Genomic DNA, 24,936 nt, shown 5'->3' with positions numbered 1-24,936 from the left:
GGCATCAGTCAGTCTAGGCGGGTCACACGCCCGCGCTCACCGAGCTCATGTTGAAGTCCGGGATCCGCAGCGCGGGCATGGCGGCCCGGGTGAACCAGTCGCCCCACTCGCGCGGCAGCGTCTTCTCCGTACGGCCCGCTTCCGTGGCCCGCGACAGCAGATCCACCGGCGACTCGTTGAACCGGAAGTTGTTCACCTCGCCGACGACCTCGCCGTCCTCGACCAGATACACCCCGTCACGGGTCAGCCCGGTCAGCAGGAGCGTCGCCGGATCGACCTCCCGGATGTACCACATGCAGGTCAGCAGCAGCCCGCGGCCGGTCGTCGCGGCGACCATCTCCGCCAGGGACCGCTCACCGCCGGCCTCCAGCAGCAGATTGTCGATCGCCGGCGCGACCGGCAGCCCGGTCAGCCCCGCCGTGTGCCGCGTGGTCGTCAGATGCTCCAGCCTGCCGTCCCGGATCCAGTCGGTCGACGTCAGCGGCAGACCGTTGTCGAAGACGGAGGCGCCGTCCCCGGAGGCATGGGCGATCACGAACGGAGCCGACTCCAGGCCCGGGGCGTGCGGGTCGCTGCGCAGCGACAGCGGCAGCTCGGACAGGGTCTCGCCGATCCTCGTCCCGCCGCCCGGCTTGGAGAACACCGTCCGGCCCTCCGCGGCGTCCCGTGCCGTCGACGACCAGAGCTGGTAGATCAGCAGATCGGCCACCGCGGTCGGCGGCAGCAGCGTCTCGTACCGCCCGGCGGGCAGCTCGATACGGCGCTCCGCCCAGCGCAGCCGCTGCGCCAGCTCCGCGTCCAGCTCGGCCGGGTCGACGTCCTTGAAGTCGCGCGTGGAACGGCCGGCCCAGGTCGACCGGGTCCGGTCGGGGGACTTGGCGTTGAGCTCCAGCGTCCCGTTCGGCTGGTCGTGGCGAAGCCGCAGCCCCGTCGACGTACCGAGGTACGTGGAGGTCAGCTGGTGGTGGGCGAAGCCGTACAGCTCACGGCCACCGGACCGGGCGCGGGCGAAGGCGTCGCCGAGCGCCGGGGCGAACTCCGCGAAGACGTCCGATCCCGTCTCGGCCGGCGCGTCCGCGAAGTCGGGCGAGGCGGGCACCCCGCCGACCAGCGGCTGCGCGTCCTCCGCAGGACCGGCCCCGCGCGCGGCGGCCTCGGCGGCCCGTACCAGTGGCTCCAGATCGTCGGCGGTGACCGCGGACCGCGACACCACCCCGGACGCGGTGCCCTGCGCACCGTCGACGGTCGCGATGACGGTCAGGGTCCGCCCCCGCGTCACCCCGTTCGTCGTGAGCGCGTTACCGGCCCAGCGCAGATTCGCGGACGACTCCTCGTCGGCGATGACCACACAGCCGTCGGCGGTGGACAGTTCGAGCGCCCGCTCGACGATCTCGTGCGGCTTGCTGACGCGGCTCATCGTCCGGCCTCCTGCGTCGTGTTGAGACTGTGCTGTCCCGGGGGACGACCCCCGGACCCCCGGCCGGTTCCGTGGTGACCGCTCATCGTCCGGCCTCCTGCGTCGTGTTGAGGATGTTCACGCCCCGGAAGAGGGCGGAAGGGCAGCCGTGCGAGACCGCCGCGACCTGGCCCGGCTGGGCCTTGCCGCAGTTGAAGGCGCCGCCCAGGACGTACGTCTGCGGGCCGCCGACCTTCTCCATCGAGCCCCAGAAGTCCGTCGTCGTCGCCTGGTAGGCGACATCGCGCAGCTGCCCGGCCAGCCTGCCGTTCTCGATCCGGAAGAACCGCTGCCCGGTGAACTGGAAGTTGTAGCGCTGCATGTCGATCGACCAGGACCGGTCGCCGACCACATAGATCCCGCGCTCCACCCCGCCGATCAGATCCTCCGTGGACAGCCCGCCCGGATCCGGCCGCAGCGACACGTTCGCCATTCGCTGCACGGGAACATGGCCCGGCGAGTCGGCGTAGGCACACCCGTTGGACCGGCCCAGACCGGTCAGCTTCGCGATCCGCCGGTCCAGCTGGTATCCCACCAGCGTCCCGTCCTTGATCAGGTCCCAGGACTGCGCCTCGACCCCTTCGTCGTCGTACCCGATGGTCGCGAGCCCGTGCTCAGTGGTGCGGTCGCCCGTCACATTCATCACGGGGGAGCCGTACGCCAGCTTGCCCAGCCGGTCGAAGGTGGCGAACGAGGTCCCGGCGTACGCCGCCTCGTACCCCAGTGCCCGGTCGAGCTCGGTGGCGTGGCCGATCGATTCATGGATGGTCAGCCAGAGATTCGACGGGTCGACAACCAGGTCGTACGTCCCCGCCTCGACGCTCGGCGCCCGCATCTTCTCGGCCAGCAGCCCGGGAATCCGCTCAAGCTCGGCGTCCCAGTCCCAGCCGGTCCCGGTCAGGTACTCCCAGCCGCGGCCCACCGGCGGGGCGATCGTCCGCATCGAGTCGAACTCACCGGTGGTCCCGTCCACGGCGACCGCGGTGAACTCCGGATGCAGCCGCACCCGCTGCTGGGTGGTGACGGTGCCTGCCGTGTCCGCGTAGAACTTGTTCTCGTGGACGGTCATCAGCGAGGCGTCCACATGGGCGACACCCTCCGCGCCCAGAAGCCGGCTGCTCCACTCGGCGAGCAGCCCCGCCTTCTCCTCGTCCGGTACGTCGAAGGGATCGATGTCGTACGCCGAGACCCAGGTCCGCTCACCGTGCACCGGCTCGTCCGCCAGCTCCACCCGCTCATCGGTCCCGGCCGCCGCGATCACCTTCGCCGACAGCTTCGCCATGGCGACGGCCTGCGAGGCCACCTTCGCCGCGGCGTCCATCGTCAGATCCACGCCCGACGCGAACCCCCACGCCCCGCCGTGCACCACGCGTACCGCGTACCCGAGATCGGTGGTGTCCGAGGTCCCGGCGGGCCGGGCGTCCCGCAGCCGCCAGGACGCGCTGCGCACCCGCTCGAACCGGAAGTCGGCATGCACGGCCCCCAGCGCACGCGCGCGGGCGAGCGCCGCGTCGGCGAGGGCCCGTAGGGGCAGGGCCAGGAACGACTGATCTACCTCATGAGGCATGTAGTACTCCGTCTTTTCGGCATGTGTCCGCAGTGAACCATGCCGTGCGTCGAGGGCGACCTGCCACAGGTTTCCCCGGACGGGCACACGGGGACGCGCAGTCGGCCGTGCGCGCGCCTCAGCCGATCAGAGCTCGCTTTCGATCACGCCCGCCCTGAACGCGGCCCACCCCGAGGCCGTGAACCGCAGCGGGGTGCGCAGGTTCTTCGAGTCGCGTACGGCCTTTGCTCCGCCGGGGAGGCCAGCGACATCTACGCAGTGTCGGCCGCTACATGTAGGTACAATCCACAAGTGTAGGTACTTTCTGGGCTGCGCGATGAAGGGAGTCCCGATGAGCGCAATCTCGGTCCGAGAGTTCTCGTACAACCCGAGCGCCGTCTTCGCCCGCGTGGAGAAGGGGGAGGCGGTCCAGGTCACCCGGCACGGCAAGGTGATCGCCATACTGCTTCCGGGTTCCGGGAAGATTTCCCGATATGCGGACCTGGTGACCCAGGGAAAGATCCGACTCAAGGCCGCGACCACCTCGGACCTCGACCACTTCCCGCGATACGACCTCCCCTCAGGTGTCCCCGATCCGCTGGAGCTCCTCCTGGCCGAACGTGCGGAGGACGACCGTTGATCTACGTGGATTCCTCGGCGCTCATCACTCTGCTCACGGGCAGGGCAGGTGCCGCCGAACTCAGGACCTTCCTGTCCGACCGGCCCGGGCTGCCCTTGGCCACCAGCACCATCGGCATCGTCGAGACCGTCCGGCAGCTCGACAAGGTCGGATCATTCCCCGACGCGCTGTCGGATCTGGACGGGATGGTCACCGAGATCCTGCTGACCGAAGAGGTCCGAGATCTGGCCGCCAGGGTCTCCGGGGCCCTGAGATCCCTTGACGCCATCCACGTCGCGAGCGCGCTCGTCATCGGCGGAGCCCTCGACTCCCTGATCACGTACGACAAGCGAATGCTGGAAACGGCGAGGGAAGAGGGCCTGTCCGCGCATGCGCCCGGAATGGTGGAATGAGGCCGGGTCGCTGCCGACTGTAGGAACCCCACAGTGCCCGGGGTGAGGCGCTGTCAGGGGCCGATTGCTTGCGGAGCGGGTGGTACCGATAGGTTTTCGAGGTACCAGACCGCTATCGAAAGGGTGATCCGTTGAGCCGCTCGGTTCTCGTCACCGGAGGAAACCGGGGCATCGGCCTCGCCATCGCCCGCGTTTTCGCCGACAACGGCGACAAGGTCGCGATCACGTACCGCTCGGGTGAGCCCCCCCAGATCCTCACCGAGGCGGGCGTTCTGGCCGTCCGGTGCGACATCACGGACGCCGAACAGGTGGAGCAGGCCTACAAGGAGATCGAGGACAAGCACGGTCCCGTCGAGGTGCTGGTCGCCAACGCCGGTATCACCAAGGACCAGTTGCTGATGCGGATGTCCGAGGAGGACTTCACGTCCGTACTCGACACCAACCTCACCGGCACCTTCCGGGTCGTCAAGCGTGCCAACCGCGGCATGCTGCGGGCCAAGAAGGGCCGTGTCGTCCTCATCTCCTCCGTCGTCGGGCTCCTCGGCTCGGCCGGGCAGGCGAACTACGCCGCCTCCAAGGCCGGTCTGGTCGGCTTCGCCCGGTCGCTGGCCCGTGAACTCGGCTCGCGGAACATCACCTTCAACGTCGTCGCACCCGGTTTTGTCGACACCGACATGACGCAGGCGCTCACCGAGGAGCAGCGCAAGGGCATCGTGTCCCAGGTGCCGCTCGGCCGCTACGCGCAGCCCGAGGAGATCGCCGCCGCGGTGCGCTTCCTCGCCTCCGACGACGCGTCGTACATCACTGGAGCCGTCATCCCCGTTGACGGCGGATTGGGCATGGGTCACTGATCACCATGAGCGGAATTCTCGACGGCAAGCGCATCCTCGTCACCGGTGTGCTGATGGAGTCGTCCATCGCCTTCCACACCGCCAAGGTGGCTCAGGAGCAGGGTGCCGAGGTCATCCTGACCGCCTTCCCCAGGCCCACGCTGACGGAGCGCATCGCCAAGAAGCTGCCGAAGCCGGCCAAGGTCATCGAGCTGGACGTGACCAACGCCGAGCACCTCGACCGCCTCGCCGGGCTGGTCCGTGACGAGCTCGGTTCGCTCGACGGCGTCGTGCACTCCATCGGTTTCGCGCCGCAGGACGCGCTCGGCGGCAACTTCCTGAACACTCCGTTCGAGTCCGTCGCCACGGCGATGCACGTCTCGGCGTTCTCGCTGAAGTCGCTCGCCATGGCCTGCAAGCCGCTGATGAGCGAGGGCGGCTCGATCGTCGGCCTCACCTTCGACGCGCAGTTCGCCTGGCCGCAGTACGACTGGATGGGCCCGGCCAAGGCCGCGCTGGAGGCCACCTCCCGCTACCTCGCCCGTGACCTGGGCAAGGACAACATCCGCTGCAACCTGGTCTCGGCCGGACCGCTCGGTTCCATGGCCGCCAAGTCCATCCCGGGCTTCTCCGACCTCGCCAAGGTGTGGGACACCCGCTCCCCGCTGGCCTGGGACATGGCGGACCCGGAGCCGGCCGGCCGCGGTGTCGTCGCCCTGCTCTCGGACTTCTTCCCGAAGACCACCGGCGAGATCGTCCACGTCGATGGTGGCGTGCACATGATGGGTGCCTGAACCCGCGCCGACAGGCTGTGACACGGCCGCGTACCGCCTCTGAGCAGGCGGTACGCGGCCGTCGTGCGTCTGCGCCCGGCCTGGACCCACTCAAGTCGAAAAGATGGTCGATCCACCGCAGAATGTGGTGGAACCGGACTTTTGGTCAGGCTGCGGTGAGGAGGTCGCTGTGCGCTCCGCACGTCGCCGAACCTGGGCCCTGCTGGCGGTCTCCATGGCCGTCGCCGGACTGTTCGCACCCCTGGGCATATCCGTCATATCCATGGCGGGACGGGCCGGAACCGGAGCATCCGCCCCCGACGCTCCCAACCCGGAGCCCGCCGGATCCGAATGCCGTACGTCGGTCGTGGGCTCCCGGGTCGTCGCCTACTGCCACAACCCGTACCCCTCCACCGACCGCGTGCAGCTGCACACCGAGTGCCGCCGTTGGTGGGACGTGGACGCCGACGCCACCCCGGTCGATGTGGGACCGGGGCAGACCGTGCGGCTCGACGACCGCTGCTGGAAGGAAGTCGGCTCGGTCTGGGTCACACACCGGGTGCAGAGTTCTGTTTGACGCGCGACGCGACCGCGGTCGACGCGAAGTGACTCCACTCGACGCGACGCGACCTCGGTCGGTCCGAGGTGACTCCGGCCCTCACGCCTGGTCCGCCGGGCAGCCGCGCCCCCTCACACCCGGTCCACCAGACAGCTCAGCGCATGACTCGCGGCCTCGGCCGCCGCCGTCTCCGTGTCCCCCGCCCGGATCGCCTCGACCAGTCGGCCGTGGTCCATGAGGCTCTCCGGCCCCAGCTCATGGCCGACATCGACCCTGAGATAGTCGCGCAGCAGATCGCCCAGGTCGGCATAGAGACCGGTCAGCACATCATTGTGCGAGGCCGCGACCACGGCCAGATGCAGCGTCGCGTCCGCCGCGACGAACGCCTCGGCATCACCCGCGGCCCAGGTCTCCTCCCGCCGCGCCATGAGCGCGTCCAGCTGCTTCAGATCCCGCTCGGTGCGCCGGGCAGCCGCCAGCCGTGCCGCCGACGACTCCAGGGTGGAGCGCAGCTCGGCGACATGGCGCGGATCGGCGGTGGCGAAGCGGCGGTGCATCACCCCGGCCAGTTCGCTGGTGGCGACGACATAGGTACCCGAGCCCTGCCGGATGTCGAGCAGGCCGTTGTGCGCGAGCGCGCGCACGGCCTCGCGAACGGTGTTACGGGCCACGCCCAGCTGCTCCACCAGTTCGGGCTCGGTGGGAATCCGTGAACCAACGGGCCACTCGCCCGAGGTGATCTGATTCCTCAGCTGGGCAATCACCTGGTCGGCGAGTGCCGAACGCCGCGGAGACGTCAGCGCCATGGTGCTCCTTGCTCGGGTTGCTTCGGTGACGGGTTGCTGCGGTGACGAGAGGGGAGAGGAGTAGGGGGTGGTGAAGGGTTGTTGCGCACGATTGGACAATCAATCATCCCATGATTCTATGATGACGTTCATGCCCGACGACGAGACCCAGCCGCAGCCCCGGACCTCGACCCCGACCCGGACCCTGAACCCCGCCACCACCGCGGACACCCCGACGAAGACCCAGGCCCCGGAAGCCGCGCAGCCCGCACAGGCCATGCAGACCGACCCCGGGCCGTCCCCATGGCTGCTCCGTCTCGTCGCCATCGGGCTCGTCCTTGCCGCGCTCAACCTCCGTCCCGCCATCACCAGCCTCGGTGCCCTCCTCGAAGAGGTGCAGGACGGGCTGCACATGAGCGGCAGCGTCGCCGGTGTCCTCACCTCCGTACCACCGCTCTGCTTCGCGGTCTTCGGCGTCATGGCGCCGCGACTCGCCCGTCGCTTCGGCCCGGGCGCGATCGTCTGCGTCGGCATGATCGCCATCACTGCCGGTCTGGTGATCCGGCCGCTCGTCGGCGGCACGGTCGGCTTCCTCGCTGCGAGCGCCCTCGCTCTCATGGGCATCGCCGTCAGCAACATCCTGATGCCGGTGATCGTCAAGCGCTGGTTCCCGGACCGCGTCGGCTCCATGACCGGGCTCTACTCGATGGCGCTGGCCCTCGGCACCTCGCTCGCCGCCGCCGTGACCGTGCCGATGACCGGTGCGCTGGGCGGCAGCTGGAAGGCAGGCCTCGGTATCTGGGCCGTACTCGCTGCCGTCGCGATCCTGCCCTGGATACCGCTGGTACGGGACCGGCGCGGTGCCCCGGGGCAGCCCGCCACCCGCCACCAGGATGTCCCGACGCTCAGGATCACCCGCAGCCGTACCGCGTGGTGCCTCGCCTGCTTCTTCGGCCTGCAGGCCACCGCCGCGTACATCACCATGGGATGGATGCCGCAGATCTTCCGCGACGCGGGGGTCTCGGCCGGTACGGCGGGCGTGCTGCTCGCCGTGACCATGGCGATGGGCGTGCCGCTCGCGTTCGTCATCCCCCGGGTCGCCGGCGCCATGAAGAACCAGGGCCCGATCGTCGTCGTCCTCGGCTCCTGCGGCCTCATCGGATACGCCGGCCTCTACCTCGCACCGGCCGGCGGTGCCTGGGTCTGGGCGCTGCTGCTCGGCATCTCGAACTGCGCCTTCCCGCTTGCCCTGACCATGATCGGCATGCGGTCCCGCAGTGGTGCCGGAGTGGTCCGGCTGTCCGCGTTCGCGCAGTCCACCGGCTATCTGATCTCGATCCCCGGCCCGCTGCTCATCGGCGTGCTCCACCAGCACAGCGGTGGCTGGGGGCTGCCGATCGCACTGATGGCGGGCCTCATGGTGCCGCAGATGGTGGTCGGGGTTCTGGCCGGACGGGACCGGACGATCGAGGACGAATGCTGAGATGCGAGACTGAGCCCATGTCTCCTGTACTCGATCCGAATCCCCAGAACGGCCAGAAGAAGCTTCTCCTCGTGCTCGGGGCGATGCTGCTGGTCACCGTGATCATCGGGGTGATCGCCTCGATCGCATCCCCCTGAACCTGCCTGAACCCGCTGAACCCCTTGAACCGCGCGGCCGACGACGGCCGGTGGTAGGGCTAGCACCACCGTCCCCTAGGGGGACAGGGTCAGGGTGAAGTGGGTGGGTCACCGGATGGGACCGGCGCCCCCGAGTCCGTAGGTTCTGGGTATCAGAACCGATGACTCACGGAGGCGGACATGCCGGCCCGTACGCACACCCGGTCCACCCACCCGGCCACGGGCAGCGTCGAGGTCCGGCTTCCATGGTGGGCCGTCGCGCTGCCCGCGATCGCGTTCGCCGCACTCCTGCTGATGATCGTGGGATCCGGCGACGCACACGCGACGACGACCGACCCCGCGCTCGGCCGGTTGCTCGAGCGAATTGTGGTCCTGATGACCGGCTGACGGCTCCCGCGCGGCCCGTGGAAGCCCTTCAACACCCTGCGCCGGGCGGCACATTTCGTGCGAAGCTGAGGTGTATGAGCGTCGATACACCTCGCAGGATCGTCCTTCTCAGGCATGCCAAGGCGGAATGGTCGCAGGACTCCGACCATGAGCGGCCGCTCGCGGAGCGCGGCCGCAAGGATGCCCCCGTCGCAGGTCGCAAACTCGTCGACTCCGGGATCGTCCTCGATCTGGCCCTCTGCTCGACCGCCGCCAGGACGCGCGAGACGTGGAAGCTGGCGGTGCACGAGATGCCGCACCGTCCCAGGACCGTGTACGAGGAGCGACTGTACGAGGCGTCTCCCGGCGAACTGATCGCCCTGATCAACGAGACCCCTGACGATGTGCACGACCTTCTTGTCATCGGCCACAACCCCGGGATGCACGCGGTCGCCGACGCCCTCTCGGAATCGGCCGAGGGTGACGCCCTGGCCCGGATGAACCGCGGCGGCTTTCCGACCGCCGCCTTCGCCGTCGTGGAATTCTCCGGTTCCTGGAAGGGTGTGGAGCACGGAGTGGGCAAGCTGGTCGAGTACTGGACCCCCAACGACTGATCCCGCCGTCGCACGGTTCCCGCCGTCGCGCAGCTCCCGCCGTCGTACGAACAGGGCCCCGGTGCGGAAATCCCCGGGGCCCTGCTCATACGCGGGTGCGCGTCAGTCGACGAGACCGTCGGCGGCCTCGACCTCCTCGCGGGTGATACCGAGCAGATACAGCACGGTGTCCAGGAACGGCACGTTCACCGCGGTGTGCGCCGCCTCGCGGACCACCGGCTTGGCATTGAAGGCCACCCCGAGCCCGGCGGTGTTCAGCATGTCGAGGTCGTTCGCGCCGTCGCCGATCGCGACGGTCTGCGCCAGCGGCACCCCTGCCTGCTCGGCGAAACTGCGCAGCAGCCGGGCCTTGCCGGCCCGGTCGACGATGTCGCCGACGACCCGTCCGGTGAGCTTTCCGTCGACCACTTCCAGGGTGTTGGCAGAGGCGAAGTCGAGCCCGAGCCGTTCCTTCAGATCGTCGGTGACCTGGGTGAACCCGCCCGAAACCACGCCCACTTGGTAGCCGAGCCGCTTCAGCGTACGGATCAGCGTGCGGGCCCCCGGGGTCAGCCGCACCTCGGCGCGCACCTTGTCCACCACCGACACATCGAGCCCCGCCAGCAACGCCACCCGCGCGTGCAGCGACTGCTCGAAGTCGAGCTCGCCGCGCATCGCCTGCTCGGTCACCTCGGCGACTTTGTCCTCGCAGCCCGCATGGGCGGCGAAGAGTTCGATGACCTCGTCCTGGATGAGCGTCGAGTCGACGTCCATGACGACCAGCCGCTGCGCCCGGCGGCTCAGCCCGGCCGATACGACCGCGATATCGACGCCGATCCCGGCGGACTCCGTCGCCAGCGCTGTCCGCAGTTCCTCGGTCCCGGTGCCGGAGACCGCGAACTCGACTGCGGTGACCGGGTACTTCGCGAGCCGGAAGATCCGGTCGATGTTTCCGCCGGTCGAAGTGATCGTGGCCGCTATGGCGGCGGTCGACTCCGCGGTCAACGGGTGCCCGAGCACCGTCACATGGGAGCGTCCGGAGCCACGCGGGCGGTTGTCACCCGTACCGGAGATGATCTCGGCCTGCAGCTTCAGCGAGTCGGCCCAGCTGTGCACGGTCGCCCGCAGGTCGCCCTCGGTGGTGCCGCCCGCGGTCGGGGCGGCGACCAGTGCGCACAGGACGATGCGGCCACGGGTGACGACCTGCTCGATGTCGACGACATCGACCGAGTAGGCGGCGAGGGTGTCGAAGAGCCCGGCGGTGATCCCGGGGCGGTCCTTCCCGAAGATCTTCACGAGAAGGGTGGGGTTGTCCGTGCCCTGACGGGACTCAGGGGGCTCAGGAGACGGGGAGGACTGAGGTGGCTGAGATGCGCTCATGGTGCTCCCACCGTATCGGTCCGCTCCATGGCCTCGGGGGCCCGTCCCGAGGACCGGACAGCGCGTCGTCGCCCCGTCTCCGCACGCCACCGACACGCAACACAGTGCGACGACGGCCGGGACACGCTCGGGCACGCCCGGCGGCCACGGACGGACCCGAGCGGATCCGGCCCCGAGCAGGCGTAATCACCCTGGATTGAACCGTTCACTCACAGTTCGTACGTACTCATACGTGCCTGCCGATTTCTGTACGGATTCATCCTGGGGCGACGGCACAACACCACAGGCCTCGGCCGGGTCTTCACTCCGCCCGACTTTTGTATCGGGGACCGCTCCTGGAATAGTTCCCCACGATGTTCAGCATCCCTAGACTCCCTGCGACGGGGGTAATTCGGGGGACAACTAGTGGGGCGCGGAGTGCCGGAACTCGTACTGGAATTGAATGGCAGGACCTGGACGCTCGATCCGTCCAGGTCGTACACCCTGGGGCGTGATCCGCAGGGCGACCTGACGCTCGACGACGCCAGGGTGTCGTGGCGGCATGCCACGATCAGCTGGGGGGGCCACAGTTGGTTCATCGAGGACCACGGCAGCACCAATGGCACCTATGTGCAGGGCCGGCGAATCCATCAGCTTGAGATAGGGCCCGGCTCCGCCGTGCACCTCGGCAACGCCACTGACGGACCGCGGCTGAGCATCAGCGCCGCTGCGGGTGCCGACGTGTACAGCGGGCAGGGCGCGGATGCGCAGCAGGCCCCCGTCCAGCAGCCCCAGCAGGGTGGCGCGGGTTGGCCCGGCCAGCAGGCCGCCCCCATTCCACAGCAGCCGCAGCCGCACCAGCAGGGCTGGCAGAATCCGCCCCAGGCCCAGCCGCAGCAGCCCGCGCAGTCTCAGCAGCCCCAGGTCCCGCACCAGCAGGGCGTGGCGAATACACCCGGTACACCCGGCGCGGGCGGTGCCGCGGGGGCACCGTCGGTGTACGGCGACCGCAGCCCGACCACGTTCCACCAGCTGGCCCTCGACCGCGTCATGCGCATCGGTCGTGCGCTGGAGAACGAACTCGTCGTCTCCGACCTCCAGGTCTCGCGCCACCACGCCGAGTTCCACGCGACCCCCGACGGCCGTTTCGAGATCCGTGACCTCGGATCCCACAACGGCACCTACGTCAACGGTCAGCCGCTTTCCAAGTCCGGCTCCGCGCTCATCGGCCCGCACGACATCGTCGGCGTCGGTCACTCGACGTTCCGCCTGGTCGGCGACCGGCTCGAAGAGTTCGTCGACACCGGTGAGGTCTCCTTCTCCGCCCGCCACCTCACGGTGACGGTCGACGGCGGTAAGCAGATCCTCAAGGACGTCTCCTTCGGCGTCCCGGAGAAGTCGCTCATCGCGGTCATCGGCCCGTCCGGCTCCGGCAAGTCCACCCTGCTCAAGGCACTCACCGGCTACCGGCCCGCCAACCAGGGCGACGTCCTCTACGACAACCGGAACCTGTACAAGCAGTTCGCCGAGCTGCGCCAGCGCATCGGTCTGGTCCCGCAGGACGACATCCTGCACAAGGAACTCACCGTCACCAAGGCCCTCAAGTACGCGGCCAAGCTCCGCTTCCCCGCGGACACCACCGAGGCCGAGCGCGAGGCCCGGATCCTCGAAGTCCTCGCCGAGCTCAAGCTCGACATCCATAAGGACAAGAAGGTCACCTCCCTCTCCGGCGGCCAGCGCAAGCGTGTCTCCGTGGCCCTGGAGCTGCTCACCAAGCCGTCGCTGATCTTCCTGGACGAGCCGACCTCCGGCCTCGACCCGGGCATGGACCGCGATGTCATGCAGCTGCTGCGCGGCCTGGCCGACGACGGCCGTACGGTCCTCGTCGTCACCCACTCCGTTGCCGAGCTGGCGATCTGCGACAAGCTGCTCGTCATGGCGCCGGGCGGTTCCGTCGCCTACTTCGGCCCGCCGGAGGAAGCGCTCAACTTCTTCGGCTACACCACCTGGGCCGATGTCTTCTCCGCGTTCGAGAACTACCGCGACTACGACTGGGCGGGCCGCTGGCGCGGTTCGCAGCACTACCAGATGTACGCCGCGGACATCGACGCCGTCGCCGTGCAGTCCGTACACATGCCGCACCCGCAGCAGATCCGCCCGCCGAAGCCACAGAGCTGGACGGCTCAGCTGTTCACACTGATGCGCCGCTACATCTCGGTGATCGCGTCCGACAAGGGCTTCATGGGCCTGATGGTGGCCCTGCCCGCCGTGCTGGGCGTAGTGAGTGTGGTCATCCCCGCCGACTTCGGCCTGGCCCCGCCGAAGCCGCCGTCCCGGTTCAACGGAGCCGCCGGAACGATCATGCTGATCCTCGCGGTCGGCATGTGCTTCTCCGGTGCGGCCAACTCCGTACGAGAACTGATCAAGGAACGCGTCATCTACGAGCGGGAACGGGCCACCGGTCTCTCCCGCTCCGCCTACCTGATGTCGAAGGTGATCGTCCTCGGCGTGATCACGGCCATCCAGGGCGTCATCATCTGCGGCATCGGCTTCGCCACCCGCGAGCTGCCCGCAGAGGGCCTGATCATGCCGCCGGCCGTCGAGCTCTGCGTGACGATCATCGCGCTCGGCTTCACCTCGATGATGTTCGGCCTGGTCATCTCCTCACTGGTGAAGACCGCCGAGAAGACCATGCCGCTGCTGGTCATGTTCGCTATTGTCCAGGTCGTCTTCACCGGCATCCTCTTCCAGGTGTACGGGTCGCCCGGCCTGGAGCAGTTCGCCTGGCTGATGCCGTCCCGCTGGGCCATCGCCGGCGCGGGCACGACGCTCGACCTGTCGCACCTCATGGCGCCGTGGGACCAGAAGAATCCGACCGACCTGGACCCGCTGTGGGAACACTCGGCCGGTCAGTGGGGCATCAACATCTCGGTGCTTCTGCTGCTCGGCATCATCTGCGGCGTCGTCGTCTCGCGACTGCTGCGCCGCCACGAGCCGGAGGTCATGCGCAAGTAGGCGCGGACACCCGCATGCGCATACGCCGAAGGGCGGCACCCCGCGCGGGGTGCCGCCCTTCGGCGTATGCGCATGCGGATCCGTAAGTCGTCCGTGGATATCCGGACTCGATCAGTACGCGCTGTTGACGTTGTCGATCGAGCCGTACCGGTCGGCGGCGTAGTTGGCCGCGGCGGTGATGTTGGCGACCGGGTCGTGGATGTTCCACGAGGTGCCGGAGACGTGGTAGGCGTTGAACGTCGGCTGGATGACCTGCAGCAGACCGCGGGAGGGGGTGCCGTTCTTGGCGTTGATGTCCCAGCCGTTGACCGCGTTCGGGTTGCCGGAGGACTCCCGAATGATGTTGCGGTGCAGACCGTCGTACGAGCCGGGGATACCGCGCGACTTCATGATGTCCAGGGCCTGCCGGATCCAGCCGTCCAGGTTGTTGGCGTAGACCGGGGTACGGACCTCGGAACGGCTGGCGGCCTGCGTGCCGGTGCGCTTCTCGGCGGAGGCCTTGGCAGCGGCGGCGGCCTTGACCTCCGCGGCGGCCTGCACCTTCGCCTCGACCGCGGCGGCCTTCTTGGCCCTCGCGAGGTCGGAGGCCTTCACCAGCTGCTCGGCGGTCGAGTTCTGCTCGATGAGGCTGGCCTGCAGTGCCTTGGCCTGCGGAGTGCCGGCGGCCGAAGTGAGAACCACGGGGGCGGCGGCCTCGGGCGTCTGGGCCTTGGGCTTGCCTTCGGCATTGGCGGGGACGAGCGAGAACGAGAGCGAGGCGACGGCGACGGCGGAGATACCCGCGACGGAGAGCTTCTGGGCCTTGTTCAGGCGACGGCGACGGCCGGGGATGCTGGACTCGGACATGCAGACGTACCTCTTCGAATCGCGGGAGTCCTCACGGAGGACGAAGACGGGAGGCGGTGATGTCGCCTCTCCGTCGGGGACGAGTGCAATTCTTAGCGTCGGCAAAATGGCGTGGCAAAGGTGTGACGTACGATGCCGGGTAGTGGATCACGCCTCTGCTCGTAAGCGGCGGCTCGCGCTCATGCTCACCGATGTGGCACTTAACCATCGACTAGCCGACTTCGTAAGTGACGTGGGTCCTATGCCCGGCCTCACATAGACCAGGCAACAAACTCACCAACGGTTGCTCGAGCAATTCGGAGTGTGAGACTCCGGTTCTCGGGAGGTGGATGGACGTCCTTCCCCTTGGCCCGGCAGGCCCCGGCCTCCGCACCGTGCCCCGTACCGGACCGGGCCGAACCCCGTACCGGACCGCGGTAGAACCCGTACCGGTCCAGGCCGGACCTCGCCGTACCCGACCCCGGCCCTAGTCCGTGCGCCCTAGTCAGCGGCCGTCCACAGGCCGATACGGCGCCCGCACCCCGCCGGTACGGTGAGGCCATGAGTCATCGCCCTCCGTCGGGCCTCGCAGCGGTGAGTGCCGCGCTGCTCGCCATGAGCCGGCATCTCGAAGTGCGCGACGTCCTGAAGACGATCGTCGCCTCGGCCCGCGAACTGCTGGACGCCGAGTACGCCGCCCTGGGCGTGCCCGACGACCACGGCGGCTTCGCCCAGTTCGTCGTCGACGGCGTCAGCGACGAGCAGTGGAAGGCCATCGGCCCCCTGCCCCGGCAGCACGGCATCCTCGCCGCGATGCTCCACGAGGCGAAGCCCGAGCGCCTCGCCGATGTCCGCAAGGACCCCCGCTTCGAGGGCTGGCCCGCCGCCCACCCCGACATGTCCGATTTCCTCGGCCTGCCCGTCCGGGACGGCGACGAGATCATCGGCGCACTCTTCCTCGCCAACAAGCGGTGTCCCAAACCAGAGGGCAGCTGCGGTTTCACCGCCGAGGACGAGGAGTTGCTGTCGATCCTCGCCCAGCATGCGGCGATCGCCCTCACCAATGCCCGGCTGTACGAACGCAGCCGGGAGCTCACCATCGCCGAGGAGCGCTCCCGGCTCGCCCATGAACTGCACGACGCGGTCAGCCAGAAGCTGTTCTCGTTGCGGCTGACGGCCCAGGCCGCCACCACTCTGATCGACCGCGACCCGGCCCGCGCCAAGGGCGAGCTCCACCAGGTCGCCGCGCTCGCCGCGGAGGCCGTGGAGGAACTGCGCGCCGCCGTCGTCGAACTGCGTCCGGCCGCGCTCGACGAGGACGGCCTCATCGCCACCCTCCGCACCCAGATCCAGGTCCTGGACCGTGCCCACTCGGCCCGGGTCACCTTCGAGAGCCTGGGCGTACGGGCCCTGCCGGCCGCTCAGGAAGAGGCGCTGCTCCGGGTCTCCCAGGAGGCCCTGCACAACGCACTGCGCCACTCGGGCGCCGAGCATGTCGGCGTCACACTGGCCCGGCACGGCGGCGGCACACTGCTGCGGATCACCGACGACGGCAGCGGTTTCGAACCCGCGGCGACCCGGCAGGCAGGCCGCCACCTGGGCCTGGTGTCGATGCGGGACCGCGCGAGCGGGGTCGGCGGAAGGCTCACCGTTGAATCGGCGCCCGGCAAGGGCACCACGATCGAGATGGAGGTACCCGGTGGCTGACAAGATCATCAGGGTGCTGCTGGTCGATGACCACCAGGTGGTCCGCCGCGGTCTGCGTACGTTCCTCGAGGTGCAGGACGACATAGAAGTGGTCGGTGAGGCGTCCGACGGGGCGGAAGGGGTGGCCAGGACCGAGGAACTCCGTCCCGACGTCGTCCTGATGGACATCAAGATGCCCGGCACGGACGGGATCGAGGCCCTGCGCAAGCTCCGCGAGCTGGAGAACCCGGCCAAGGTCCTCATCGTCACCAGCTTCACCGAACAGCGCACCGTGGTCCCCGCCCTGCGGGCCGGAGCCTCCGGTTACGTATACAAGGACGTCGACCCGGACGCCCTGGCGGGCGCCATCCGCTCGGTGTACGCCGGTCACGTCCTGCTCCAGCCGGAGGTCGCGGGAGCCCTGCTCGCCCAGGACGACGCGGGCAGCGGCACGGGCCGGGGGAGCACCCTCACCGAACGGGAGCGGGAAGTGCTGGGCCTCATCGCCGACGGCCGCTCCAACCGCGAGATCGCGCGAGCCCTGGTCCTCTCCGAGAAGACCGTCAAGACACACGTCTCGAACATTCTGATGAAGCTGGATCTCTCGGACCGGACCCAGGCGGCCCTCTGGGCCGTCCGGCACGGGGCGGCGGGCTGACCGGTACCGAAGCGGACCGTCTCACTCCGAACTGGGATTCATACCGGTGGAATCATCGCCGCCGGTGACGGCGCGGCCTCTGCCACCGGACACGGCGCCGACGCCCAGGGTGCCGCGACCCACTCCCCGGGCGTGGTCAGCGGCAACGTCGTCCAGGTCCCGGTGCACGTCCCGGTGAACCTGGTCGGCAACACCGTCAACGTGATCGGCCTGCTCAACCCGGCCTTCGGCAACGTCGGCCTGAACGGCTGACCGACCACGGCGGTTTTGTGGCGCCGGCCGGGCGCATCGAGCCCGTCCGGCGACCCGCACGCGCACGCTCACCCCGGCACCCTCAAGCCCGTCCGGCGATTGAGGACAAAGCGGCACTCGGTACGCCCGGGCACAAGCGCTAGCCGGCCGCCCAGGGCCTACCGCTCCCTCTCCTCCACATACGCGTTGTACGCGGCAACCTGGGCCCGCCGAGCCACCCGCTCCACCGGCCTCAGCGCCTCCCCCCGAGCCGCGATCTCCGATGCGCTCACGGCCCCGCCGTGCCCGTTCTCGTACGCTACCGAGATCAGCAGCCCGACCCGCTGCGCCAGCTCCAGCACCCGCACCGCCCGCGGCGGATACCCCGGCGCCAGCACCTCGCGCCCCCGCTCCGTCCGCGCCCGGTACGCATCCACCGCCGCCTCCGCCACCGGCCCGGAACCCGCCACATCCAACCGCGACAGCACCGCCGTCGCATCGCGCAACGCCTCGGCGAGCTCCCGCTCCGCCTCACCCAGCGACGGCACATCGGCCGGCGGCGCCTCCCGCACGGGCAGACAGTGCCACACCACCTCGACGTGCAGATCTCCCTCCGGCCCCACCGCATGGACCTCGGGAACCAGCCCGTACGGCGCACCGAACGCGACCACCGCCTCCTCGGCCTCCAACGCCCGCGCATTGAAGTCCGGTGGACCGCTCAGCCCCAGCGGATGCCCGGGGGCCGGCAGCGCGACCCGGAAGCCGGCCACCCCCAGCGCCCGCAACCGCCCGAGCGCCAGCGTGAGCCCGACCGGCCCCGCTTCGCCCGGCAGTCCCTCCACGCGGTGCACCGCGTCCTCCCCGACAATGGCGAGCGCCGCGTCGTCCGGCGACACAAGCCCCGCCAGAAGCGCGTTTCCCCAAGCGGCCAGCAGCCCTGAGCGTGGTTCCGAAAGCATGGGAACAGCCTAGGGAACGGACCAGGGGCCTGTCCTCATGCGGGCCCAGCGCCTGAAGCAATCCTGCGGTGGCGTAGATTTCCCTGGGAGCTGTGCCCACAGGCACGCGACGATCTCGACACTGCATGGGGAGACAACGCGCCATGAGCGATGTACTGGAGCTGGTGGACGTATCCGTGGTCCGCGACGGACGTGCTCTGGTGGACGACGTCTCCTGGCAGGTCAAGGAGGGGGAGCGCTGGGTCATCCTCGGCCCGAACGGCGCCGGTAAGACCACCCTCCTCAACATCGCGTCCAGCTACCTCTTCCCGAGCACCGGTACCGCCAAGATCCTCGGCGAGCAACTCGGGGGCGTCGGCACCGATGTCTTCGATCTCCGCCCCCGCATCGGTATCGCGGGCATTGCCATGGCCGAGAAGCTGCCCAGGCGCCAGACCGTTCTGCAGACGGTGCTCACCGCCGCCTACGGCATGACCGCCACCTGGCACGAGAACTACGAAGCCGTCGACGAGGAGCGCGCCCGCGCCTTCCTCGACCGCCTCGGCATGACCGAGTACCTCGACCGCAAGTTCGGCACCCTGTCCGAGGGCGAGCGCAAGCGCACCCTCATCGCCCGCGCCATGATGACCGATCCCGAGCTGCTGCTTCTCGACGAGCCGGCCGCGGGACTCGACCTCGGGGGCCGTGAGGACCTGGTCCGCCGCCTCGGCCGCCTGGCCCGCGACCCGTACGCCCCCTCCATGATCATGGTCACCCACCACGTCGAGGAGATCGCCCCCGGCTTCACCCACGTCCTGATGATCCGCCAGGGCAAGGTGCTCGCGGCGGGCCCCATGGAGACCGAGCTCAGCTCCCGCAACCTCTCTCTCTGCTTCGGCCTGCCGCTCGTCGTCGAGCACACCGGCGACCGCTACACGGCCCACGGACTCCCGCTCTCCTGAACCAGAACCGGTCCGACGAACGGAACCGGTCCGGCAGAACGAAACCTCTCCGACCGGAACCCCTCCGACCGGAACCTGTCCGGCGCGACCTCCGCCTGCGCCCTGTCCGCGAGGGCACCCGCGGTCCTACCATGACCACGTGGACATCGATGCGTGGGTGTGGTGGCTGATCGGCGCGGTGGGACTGGGCATCCCGCTCGTCCTGACCGCGATGCCCGAGTTCGGCATGTTCGCCGTCGGAGCGGTCGCCGCGGCGGTCGTCGCGGCACTCGGCGGCGGCATCGTGGCCCAAGTACTGGTATTCGTCGTGGTCTCCGTGGCGCTCATCGCCGCGGTCCGGCCGATCGCCGCCAGACACCGTGCCAACCGGCCCCAACTCGCCACCGGTATCGATGCGCTGAAAGGACGTCAGGCAGTCGTCCTGGAACGCGTCGACGGCAGTGGCGGCCGGATCAAGCTGGCCGGAGAGATCTGGTCCGCCCGCGCACTCGACGCAGACCGGAGCTTCGATCCGGGCCAACAGGTCGATGTCGTAGAGATCGACGGTGCCACAGCAGTCGTCATGTGACCGAACCACCCACACGACAGAGCACGTTCTGTCAGACTCGATGTCGATGATCATGAGATCGGGACCGACCCGGCACGAACATACGGCCCCTCCCACGATCTCGATCATCGCGATCCGTCGGCAACCGAAGGGCAACGAGGAACACGATGCAACCGATCATCATCGTCCTGATCATTCTGGTGGTGCTCGTCTTCATCGCCCTGATCAAGACGATCCAGGTCATTCCGCAGGCCAGCGCCGCCATCGTGGAGCGCTTCGGCCGCTACACCCGCACGCTCAACGCAGGCCTGAACATCGTCGTTCCGTTCATCGACTCGATCAGGAACCGCATCGACCTCCGTGAACAGGTCGTGCCCTTCCCGCCCCAGCCGGTGATCACCCAGGACAACCTGGTCGTCAACATCGACACGGTCATCTATTACCAGGTGACCGACGCGAGGGCCGCGACCTACGAAGTCGCCAGCTACATCCAGGCGATCGAGCAGCTCACCGTCACCACCCTCCGCAACATCATCGGCGGCATGGACCTGGAGCGGACCCTGACCTCCCGCGAGGAGATCAACGCCGCCCTGCGCGGAGTCCTCGACGAGGCGACCGGCAAGTGGGGCATCCGCGTCAACCGCGTCGAGCTCAAGGCGATCGAACCGCCCACCTCCATCCAGGACTCGATGGAGAAGCAGATGCGCGCCGACCGCGACAAGCGCGCCGCGATCCTCCAGGCCGAAGGAACCCGGCAGTCCGCGATCCTCACCGCCGAGGGCGAGAAGCAGTCCTCGATCCTGCGCGCCGAAGGTGACGCCAAGGCCGCCGCCCTGCGCGCGGAGGGCGAGGCCCAGGCCATCCGTACGGTCTTCGAGTCCATCCACGCCGGCGACCCGGACCAGAAACTCCTCTCGTACCAGTACCTCCAAATGCTTCCGAAGATCGCCGAGGGCGACGCCAACAAGCTCTGGATCGTGCCCAGCGAGATCGGGGACGCACTCAAGGGCCTCAGCGGAGCCTTCGGCAACCTCGGCAACGGCGTTCCAGGGTTCGACACCGGCAAGGAACGCCGGGAACAGCCCCCGGTCGACTGACGCGTTCACGCCCTCGTGCATGATCAGTGCACCAACCACCGATCATGCACGGGGGATTCGCCATGACCACCTGGGAGATGCTCGCCGTCTTCGCCGCGGGCATCAGCGCCGGCACGATCAACACGATCGTCGGGTCGGGCACTCTGATCACCTTCCCGGTGCTGCTCGCCACCGGTCTGCCCCCGGTCACCGCCACCGTCTCCAACGGCCTCGGCCTGATACCCGGCTCCGTCAGCGGCGCCATCGGCTATCGCGCGGAACTCGCGGGGCAGGGCCGCCGCGTCCTCAAGCTCGCCATCGGCGCCCTGATCGGCGGCCTCACCGGCGCCGCCCTCCTGCTGACCCTGCCCTCCACGGCCTTCGAGACGATCGTCCCGATCCTGGTGGCCCTGGCCCTCGTCCTGGTCATCCTGCAACCCCGCATCAGCAAAGCGGTCCAGCGCCGACGCGAGCACGACGGCACCCCCGCACGCCCCGACGGCGGCCCGCTCCTCTTCGTCGGACTGATGCTCGCCAGCGTCTACGGCGGCTACTTCACCGCCGCCCAGGGGATCATCTACCTCTCCCTCATGGGCATGCTGCTCGACGACACGATGCAGCGCCTCAACGCCGTCAAGAACGTCCTGGCTGCCATCGTCAACAGCGTCGCCGCGCTCTTCTTCCTCTTCGTCGCGGACTTCGACTGGACGGCCGTCGTACTGATCGCGGTCGGCTCGGCACTCGGCGGCCAGATCGGCGCCAAGGTCGGCCGCCGCCTCAGCCCCACCGTCCTGCGCGTCCTCGTCGTCGCCGTCGGCACGGTCGCCATCGTCCAACTGCTGCTCCGCTGACACACGGAAGCCCGCCCCCCCCGCAGGAGACGGGCTTCCGGTACGACAACATGCGTACGTCGATTACGTCGATCACGCACGCACCACGGCGACTAGGCCGCGGTGCGGTCCAGCCACTCCGGCAGCGCCGACCGCTCACCCGCCCCCAGAGCCAGCAGCATCGCCTCCGCCGGAGACGGCACGAACGGCTGCCGCAGCAGGGGCATCCCCGCCTGCTCCGGCGTCCGGGCCGCCTTGCGGTGATTGTCCTCCGCACAGGACGCCACCGTGTTGAGCCAGGTGTCCTGCCCGCCCTGGGCACGCGGCACCACATGGTCGACGGTGCTCGCCCGCCGCCCGCAGTACGCGCACCGGTGCTGGTCCCGGATCAGCACGCCTCTTCTGGACCACGGGGCCTGTCTTCGGAACGGCACCCGTACGTACCGGCAGAGCCTGATCACCCGGGGCACCGGAATGTCGACGGCGGCGCCACGCATACGGAGATCGGGGTGCGACTGCTCGACGACGGCCTTGTCCTGCAGAATCAGCACCACCGCACGGTTCAGTGTCACCGTCGACAGCGGCTCGAAGCTCGCGTTCAGTACCAGCGTGTCCCGCATCTCGCCCACCTCCCGTGTGCCACCCGCCCCCTGGCAGGCCCGGATCAACTCTGGCTGGGCAGGCTGTGATGGACAACGCAATAAAAATGCCCTGCCCTGATCTCTCCAAGACCAGGGCAGGGCAAACAGCAGGCGAACTCTCGGCTCGCCGGGAGGGGCACTAGGCAGGGCCCGTGTACTCGCCGATCAGCTGAGCACGGCCCAGCGTGTGGAACCGAAGATTGAATCCGACGACCGCGGGGGACGCATCGCTGTCGACACCCAGCTTCTCGGTGTCCACCGCGTACACGGTGAAGACATAGCGGTGCTTCTCCCCGGCCGGCGGAGCGGCACCGCCGAATTCCTTCGACCCGTAGTCGTTACGGACCTGTACGGCACCGGCGGGCAGCCCTTCGAACTTCCCGCTGCCCGCACCGGCCGGCAACTCCGTGACCGACGCCGGGATGTCGAAGACCACCCAGTGCCAGAATCCGCTGCCCGTCGGAGCATCGGGATCGAAACACGTCACTGCGAAACTCTTGGCGCGGTCCGGGAACCCCTCCCACCGCAGCTGCGGCGACGTGTTCCCGGCCGCGAACACCTGGTCGTCCGCCAGCACGGCCCCGGGGGCGAGGTCCTCGCTCACCACCGTGAACGACGGCACCACGGGATGGAAGTCGTGCGGCAGTGGCGCCCTCTTCTGCTCGGTCACGTCAGCACCTCTCCTGATCGCTCTCCTGCTGTCAGCAGGTCTCCCACCCGACCCTAGAGCCAGTTGCGCCGGCCGCCGACCTGGGCGAGCCACTGGTTGAGGTACGCCGCCCAGTCGGTCCCGTGGAAGTCGTTCAGCCCGACCTTGAACGCGCGGTACGAGTCGCTGCCCTCGCTGAAGAGCCCCGACTTCTTGTCCATCTCCAGGACGACGTCCATCTCGCGGTCGTCCGCGACGAACGTCAGCTCGACCTGGTTAAGCCCGCGGTACTGCTGCGGCGGGAAGAACTCGATCTCCTGGTAGAACGGCAGCCGCTGGCGCGTACCGCGAATGTGGCCGCGCTCCATGTCCGCACTGCGGAAGCCGAAACCGAGCTGCCCGAAGGCGTCGAGGATGGCCTGCTGGGCCGGCAGCGGGTGCACATTGATCGGGTCCAGATCGCCCGAGTCCAGCGCCCGCGCGATCTCCAGCTCCGTGGTCACCCCGATGTTCATGCCGTGCAGATGCTGACCGGCGAACATCGTGATCGGCGTCTCCCACGGAATTTCGAGCCCGAAGGGGACGACGTGCACGGCACCGGCCCGCGCCTCGAACGCGCCACCGAGCCGAAGCTTGGTGAACTCGATGTCCTGCTTGGTCTCCATGTCCTGGCCCTCGACCTCGACCCGGGCCTGCAGACCGACGGAGAGCCCCTCGATCTGCTGATCCACGGACCCGCCCTGGATCCGCACCTCACCCTGGACGACCCCACCCGGTACGACATTGAGTTCGGTCAGCTCGGTCTCCACCGAAGCACCGCCGGCACCCATGCTCGCGAGCAGCCGCTTGAAGCCCATCTTTACTCCTCCTTGGTCCTGACCCCTAGATACGCACCGCGACCGTAGACGGTTCCCGGTACCCTCGAAGGCCATGATCGAGGGCCCGGACCGTACTCCACTGACACGCGACTTCTTCGACCGCCCCGTACTGGAGGTGGCACCCGACCTCCTGGGCCGGACCCTGGTACGCACCACGCCCGACGGTCCCATCGAGCTCCGCCTCACCGAGGTGGAGGCCTACGCAGGCGAGATCGACCCCGGATCGCACGCGTTCAGAGGCCGCACCTCACGCAATAGCGTCATGTACGGACCACCCGGCCACGCGTACGTCTACTTCACGTACGGGATGTGGCACTGCCTCAACCTGGTGTGCGGCCCCGAGGGCAAGGCAAGCGGTGTTCTGCTCCGTGCAGGAGACATCCAGGTCGGCGCGGACCTCGCTCGTAAACGTCGAATCTCGGCCCGTAATGACAAGGAACTGGCCAAAGGCCCGGCGCGACTGGCCACGGCCCTCGGCATCGACCGCGCACTCAACGGCACCGACACCATCGCCCACGCCGGCGCCCCGCTGGTCGTACTGCACGGCACCCCACCATCCCGCGACCAGGTACGCAGCGGCCCGCGCACCGGAGTGGGCGGCGACGGATCCGTACACCCCTGGCGCTTCTGGATCGACAAGGATCCCACCGTGAGCCCCTACAAGGCCCATGCGCCACGCCGCCGCGCAACTTGACTCGCTCTCGGGAGCCGCCTAATGTAGCCCGAGCCGCTTGAAACGGGTACTGCTGTCGGTACGGTCCACAGGACCGCCCCGAGCATCCGGAAGCGGCCAACCACTACCTATGAATCACCCTGGCGGGTGCGAATTCGGCATGCCGTAATTCGATCCCATCGACTCGATTATGAGTTGCCAGAAGAATCGGTTAATGTAGCGGACGCGCCGAAAGGCGAGGCCATTCCAAGGGCCACCAGAATTCAAATTCGAACCGGAAACGGAACGAAATAGAGTCTGGTAAGGTTGGAACCGCCGGAAAGGGAAACGCGAAAGCGAAGAACTGGAAAGCGACCCCGCTTCGACCGGGAATCGGACACGAAAGAGTCTGATAGAGTCGGAAACGCA

28 protein-coding genes are annotated in these 24,936 nt (G+C 68.7%); 18 read left to right on the top strand and 10 right to left on the bottom strand.

The window, feature by feature from the left end; all coding sequences use genetic code 11:
• Positions 1-22: 22 nt before the first annotated feature.
• From ACZ7L9_RS00140 to ACZ7L9_RS00130, 3 genes are all read right to left on the bottom strand, one after another.
• Entirely contained in the window at positions 23-1,417 is a 1,395-nt protein-coding gene (locus ACZ7L9_RS00140) for a metallopeptidase TldD-related protein (RefSeq protein WP_471411060.1), read from the bottom strand.
• An 82-nt stretch (positions 1,418-1,499) separates the two neighbouring features.
• Positions 1,500-3,023, bottom strand: a complete 1,524-nt coding sequence (locus ACZ7L9_RS00135) for a TldD/PmbA family protein (RefSeq protein ID WP_471411058.1) — start codon at positions 3,021-3,023, stop codon at positions 1,500-1,502.
• A gap of 126 nt (positions 3,024-3,149) precedes the next feature.
• A complete protein-coding gene (locus ACZ7L9_RS00130; protein ID WP_471411056.1) occupies positions 3,150-3,464 on the bottom strand; it encodes a DUF397 domain-containing protein in 315 nt (104 codons plus the stop codon).
• Here ACZ7L9_RS00130 and ACZ7L9_RS00125 point away from each other — a divergent pair.
• The 5 genes from ACZ7L9_RS00125 (at position 3,355) to ACZ7L9_RS00105 (ending at position 6,214) form a co-directional block, all read left to right on the top strand.
• Positions 3,355-3,642 (top strand): type II toxin-antitoxin system Phd/YefM family antitoxin, encoded by a 288-nt coding sequence (locus ACZ7L9_RS00125; RefSeq protein ID WP_471411054.1) that lies wholly within the window; start codon positions 3,355-3,357, stop codon positions 3,640-3,642. The genes ACZ7L9_RS00130 and ACZ7L9_RS00125 overlap by 110 nt on opposite strands.
• Positions 3,643-3,647: 5 nt before the next feature.
• Entirely contained in the window at positions 3,648-4,034 is a 387-nt protein-coding gene (locus ACZ7L9_RS00120; RefSeq protein ID WP_471412700.1) for a type II toxin-antitoxin system VapC family toxin, read from the top strand.
• Positions 4,035-4,165: 131 nt separating this feature from the next.
• A complete protein-coding gene (gene fabG / locus ACZ7L9_RS00115) occupies positions 4,166-4,885 on the top strand; it encodes a 3-oxoacyl-[acyl-carrier-protein] reductase (RefSeq protein ID WP_471411052.1) in 720 nt (239 codons plus the stop codon).
• Positions 4,886-4,890: 5 nt separating this feature from the next.
• Positions 4,891-5,658, top strand: coding sequence for an enoyl-ACP reductase FabI (gene fabI, locus ACZ7L9_RS00110; protein WP_471411050.1), 768 nt, complete (start codon positions 4,891-4,893; stop codon positions 5,656-5,658).
• 169 nt (positions 5,659-5,827) lie between these two features.
• The gene (locus ACZ7L9_RS00105) at positions 5,828-6,214 is read left to right on the top strand and encodes a hypothetical protein (protein WP_471411048.1); all 387 of its coding nucleotides are present in this window, start codon (positions 5,828-5,830) and stop codon (positions 6,212-6,214) included.
• A gap of 113 nt (positions 6,215-6,327) precedes the next feature.
• On the opposite strand, the gene ACZ7L9_RS00100 is transcribed toward ACZ7L9_RS00105, so the two are convergent.
• The gene (locus ACZ7L9_RS00100; protein WP_471411046.1) at positions 6,328-7,002 is read right to left on the bottom strand and encodes a FadR/GntR family transcriptional regulator; all 675 of its coding nucleotides are present in this window, start codon (positions 7,000-7,002) and stop codon (positions 6,328-6,330) included.
• A gap of 130 nt (positions 7,003-7,132) precedes the next feature.
• Between ACZ7L9_RS00100 and ACZ7L9_RS00095 the strand changes: the two genes are divergently transcribed.
• The 4 genes from ACZ7L9_RS00095 (at position 7,133) to ACZ7L9_RS00080 (ending at position 9,581) form a co-directional block, all read left to right on the top strand.
• Positions 7,133-8,464, top strand: a complete 1,332-nt coding sequence (locus ACZ7L9_RS00095; protein WP_471411044.1) for a CynX/NimT family MFS transporter — start codon at positions 7,133-7,135, stop codon at positions 8,462-8,464.
• A gap of 17 nt (positions 8,465-8,481) precedes the next feature.
• On the top strand, positions 8,482-8,601 hold the full coding sequence (locus ACZ7L9_RS00090) for an SGM_5486 family transporter-associated protein (RefSeq protein ID WP_471411042.1): 120 nt from the start codon (positions 8,482-8,484) through the stop codon (positions 8,599-8,601).
• A 180-nt stretch (positions 8,602-8,781) separates the two neighbouring features.
• Positions 8,782-8,988, top strand: a complete 207-nt coding sequence (locus ACZ7L9_RS00085) for a hypothetical protein (protein ID WP_471411040.1) — start codon at positions 8,782-8,784, stop codon at positions 8,986-8,988.
• Between the two features lie 74 nt (positions 8,989-9,062).
• Positions 9,063-9,581, top strand: coding sequence for a SixA phosphatase family protein (locus ACZ7L9_RS00080; protein WP_383762465.1), 519 nt, complete (start codon positions 9,063-9,065; stop codon positions 9,579-9,581).
• A 102-nt stretch (positions 9,582-9,683) separates the two neighbouring features.
• On the opposite strand, the gene serB is transcribed toward ACZ7L9_RS00080, so the two are convergent.
• Entirely contained in the window at positions 9,684-10,940 is a 1,257-nt protein-coding gene (gene serB, locus ACZ7L9_RS00075) for a phosphoserine phosphatase SerB (protein ID WP_471411038.1), read from the bottom strand.
• Positions 10,941-11,345: 405 nt separating this feature from the next.
• Between serB and ACZ7L9_RS00070 the strand changes: the two genes are divergently transcribed.
• The gene (locus ACZ7L9_RS00070; RefSeq protein ID WP_471411036.1) at positions 11,346-13,934 is read left to right on the top strand and encodes an ABC transporter ATP-binding protein/permease; all 2,589 of its coding nucleotides are present in this window, start codon (positions 11,346-11,348) and stop codon (positions 13,932-13,934) included.
• Between the two features lie 111 nt (positions 13,935-14,045).
• Here the strand turns inward: ACZ7L9_RS00070 and ACZ7L9_RS00065 are convergent, their stop codons facing one another.
• Positions 14,046-14,780 carry a transglycosylase SLT domain-containing protein gene (locus tag ACZ7L9_RS00065; protein ID WP_471411034.1) on the bottom strand — a complete coding sequence of 245 codons (735 nt, stop codon included), beginning with the start codon at positions 14,778-14,780 and terminating at the stop codon, positions 14,046-14,048.
• A gap of 540 nt (positions 14,781-15,320) precedes the next feature.
• On the opposite strand from ACZ7L9_RS00065, the gene ACZ7L9_RS00060 reads away from it, so the two are divergent.
• The 3 genes from ACZ7L9_RS00060 to ACZ7L9_RS00050 are packed head-to-tail and all read left to right on the top strand — an operon-like array spanning position 15,321 to position 17,355.
• Positions 15,321-16,466 (top strand): GAF domain-containing sensor histidine kinase, encoded by a 1,146-nt coding sequence (locus ACZ7L9_RS00060; RefSeq protein ID WP_471411032.1) that lies wholly within the window; start codon positions 15,321-15,323, stop codon positions 16,464-16,466.
• A complete protein-coding gene (locus ACZ7L9_RS00055) occupies positions 16,459-17,103 on the top strand; it encodes a response regulator (RefSeq protein ID WP_266745386.1) in 645 nt (214 codons plus the stop codon). Before ACZ7L9_RS00060 ends, ACZ7L9_RS00055 begins: the two co-directional genes overlap by 8 nt.
• 36 nt (positions 17,104-17,139) lie before the next feature.
• Positions 17,140-17,355, top strand: coding sequence for a chaplin (locus ACZ7L9_RS00050; RefSeq protein WP_471412699.1), 216 nt, complete (start codon positions 17,140-17,142; stop codon positions 17,353-17,355).
• Positions 17,356-17,513: 158 nt separating this feature from the next.
• Here the strand turns inward: ACZ7L9_RS00050 and ACZ7L9_RS00045 are convergent, their stop codons facing one another.
• Positions 17,514-18,293, bottom strand: a complete 780-nt coding sequence (locus ACZ7L9_RS00045; RefSeq protein WP_471411030.1) for a hypothetical protein — start codon at positions 18,291-18,293, stop codon at positions 17,514-17,516.
• Positions 18,294-18,436: 143 nt separating this feature from the next.
• Between ACZ7L9_RS00045 and ACZ7L9_RS00040 the strand changes: the two genes are divergently transcribed.
• From ACZ7L9_RS00040 to ACZ7L9_RS00025, 4 genes are all read left to right on the top strand, one after another.
• The gene (locus ACZ7L9_RS00040) at positions 18,437-19,234 is read left to right on the top strand and encodes an ABC transporter ATP-binding protein (RefSeq protein ID WP_471411028.1); all 798 of its coding nucleotides are present in this window, start codon (positions 18,437-18,439) and stop codon (positions 19,232-19,234) included.
• 139 nt (positions 19,235-19,373) lie between these two features.
• Positions 19,374-19,802 (top strand): NfeD family protein, encoded by a 429-nt coding sequence (locus ACZ7L9_RS00035; protein WP_471411026.1) that lies wholly within the window; start codon positions 19,374-19,376, stop codon positions 19,800-19,802.
• Positions 19,803-19,948: 146 nt separating this feature from the next.
• Positions 19,949-20,878: an SPFH domain-containing protein gene (locus tag ACZ7L9_RS00030; protein WP_471411024.1), complete on the top strand. Its 930-nt coding sequence runs from the start codon at positions 19,949-19,951 to the stop codon at positions 20,876-20,878.
• Between the two features lie 62 nt (positions 20,879-20,940).
• Entirely contained in the window at positions 20,941-21,708 is a 768-nt protein-coding gene (locus tag ACZ7L9_RS00025; RefSeq protein WP_471411022.1) for a sulfite exporter TauE/SafE family protein, read from the top strand.
• A gap of 92 nt (positions 21,709-21,800) precedes the next feature.
• On the opposite strand, the gene ACZ7L9_RS00020 is transcribed toward ACZ7L9_RS00025, so the two are convergent.
• The 3 genes from ACZ7L9_RS00020 to ACZ7L9_RS00010 form a co-directional block, all read right to left on the bottom strand.
• Positions 21,801-22,307: an HNH endonuclease gene (locus ACZ7L9_RS00020; RefSeq protein ID WP_093895792.1), complete on the bottom strand. Its 507-nt coding sequence runs from the start codon at positions 22,305-22,307 to the stop codon at positions 21,801-21,803.
• 160 nt (positions 22,308-22,467) lie between these two features.
• A complete protein-coding gene (locus ACZ7L9_RS00015; RefSeq protein ID WP_471411020.1) occupies positions 22,468-22,998 on the bottom strand; it encodes a YbhB/YbcL family Raf kinase inhibitor-like protein in 531 nt (176 codons plus the stop codon).
• Positions 22,999-23,051: 53 nt separating this feature from the next.
• On the bottom strand, positions 23,052-23,834 hold the full coding sequence (locus ACZ7L9_RS00010) for a sporulation protein (RefSeq protein WP_471411018.1): 783 nt from the start codon (positions 23,832-23,834) through the stop codon (positions 23,052-23,054).
• A gap of 73 nt (positions 23,835-23,907) precedes the next feature.
• Here ACZ7L9_RS00010 and ACZ7L9_RS00005 point away from each other — a divergent pair, with 73 nt between their 5' ends.
• Entirely contained in the window at positions 23,908-24,549 is a 642-nt protein-coding gene (locus tag ACZ7L9_RS00005; protein WP_471411016.1) for a DNA-3-methyladenine glycosylase, read from the top strand.
• Positions 24,550-24,936: the final 387 nt, after the last annotated feature.

It is taken from the genome of Streptomyces sp. NPDC111516, from assembly GCF_055635345.1.
The sequence above is the reverse complement of the archived record's forward strand: the minus strand, read 5'-3'. Positions and strand labels throughout refer to the sequence as shown.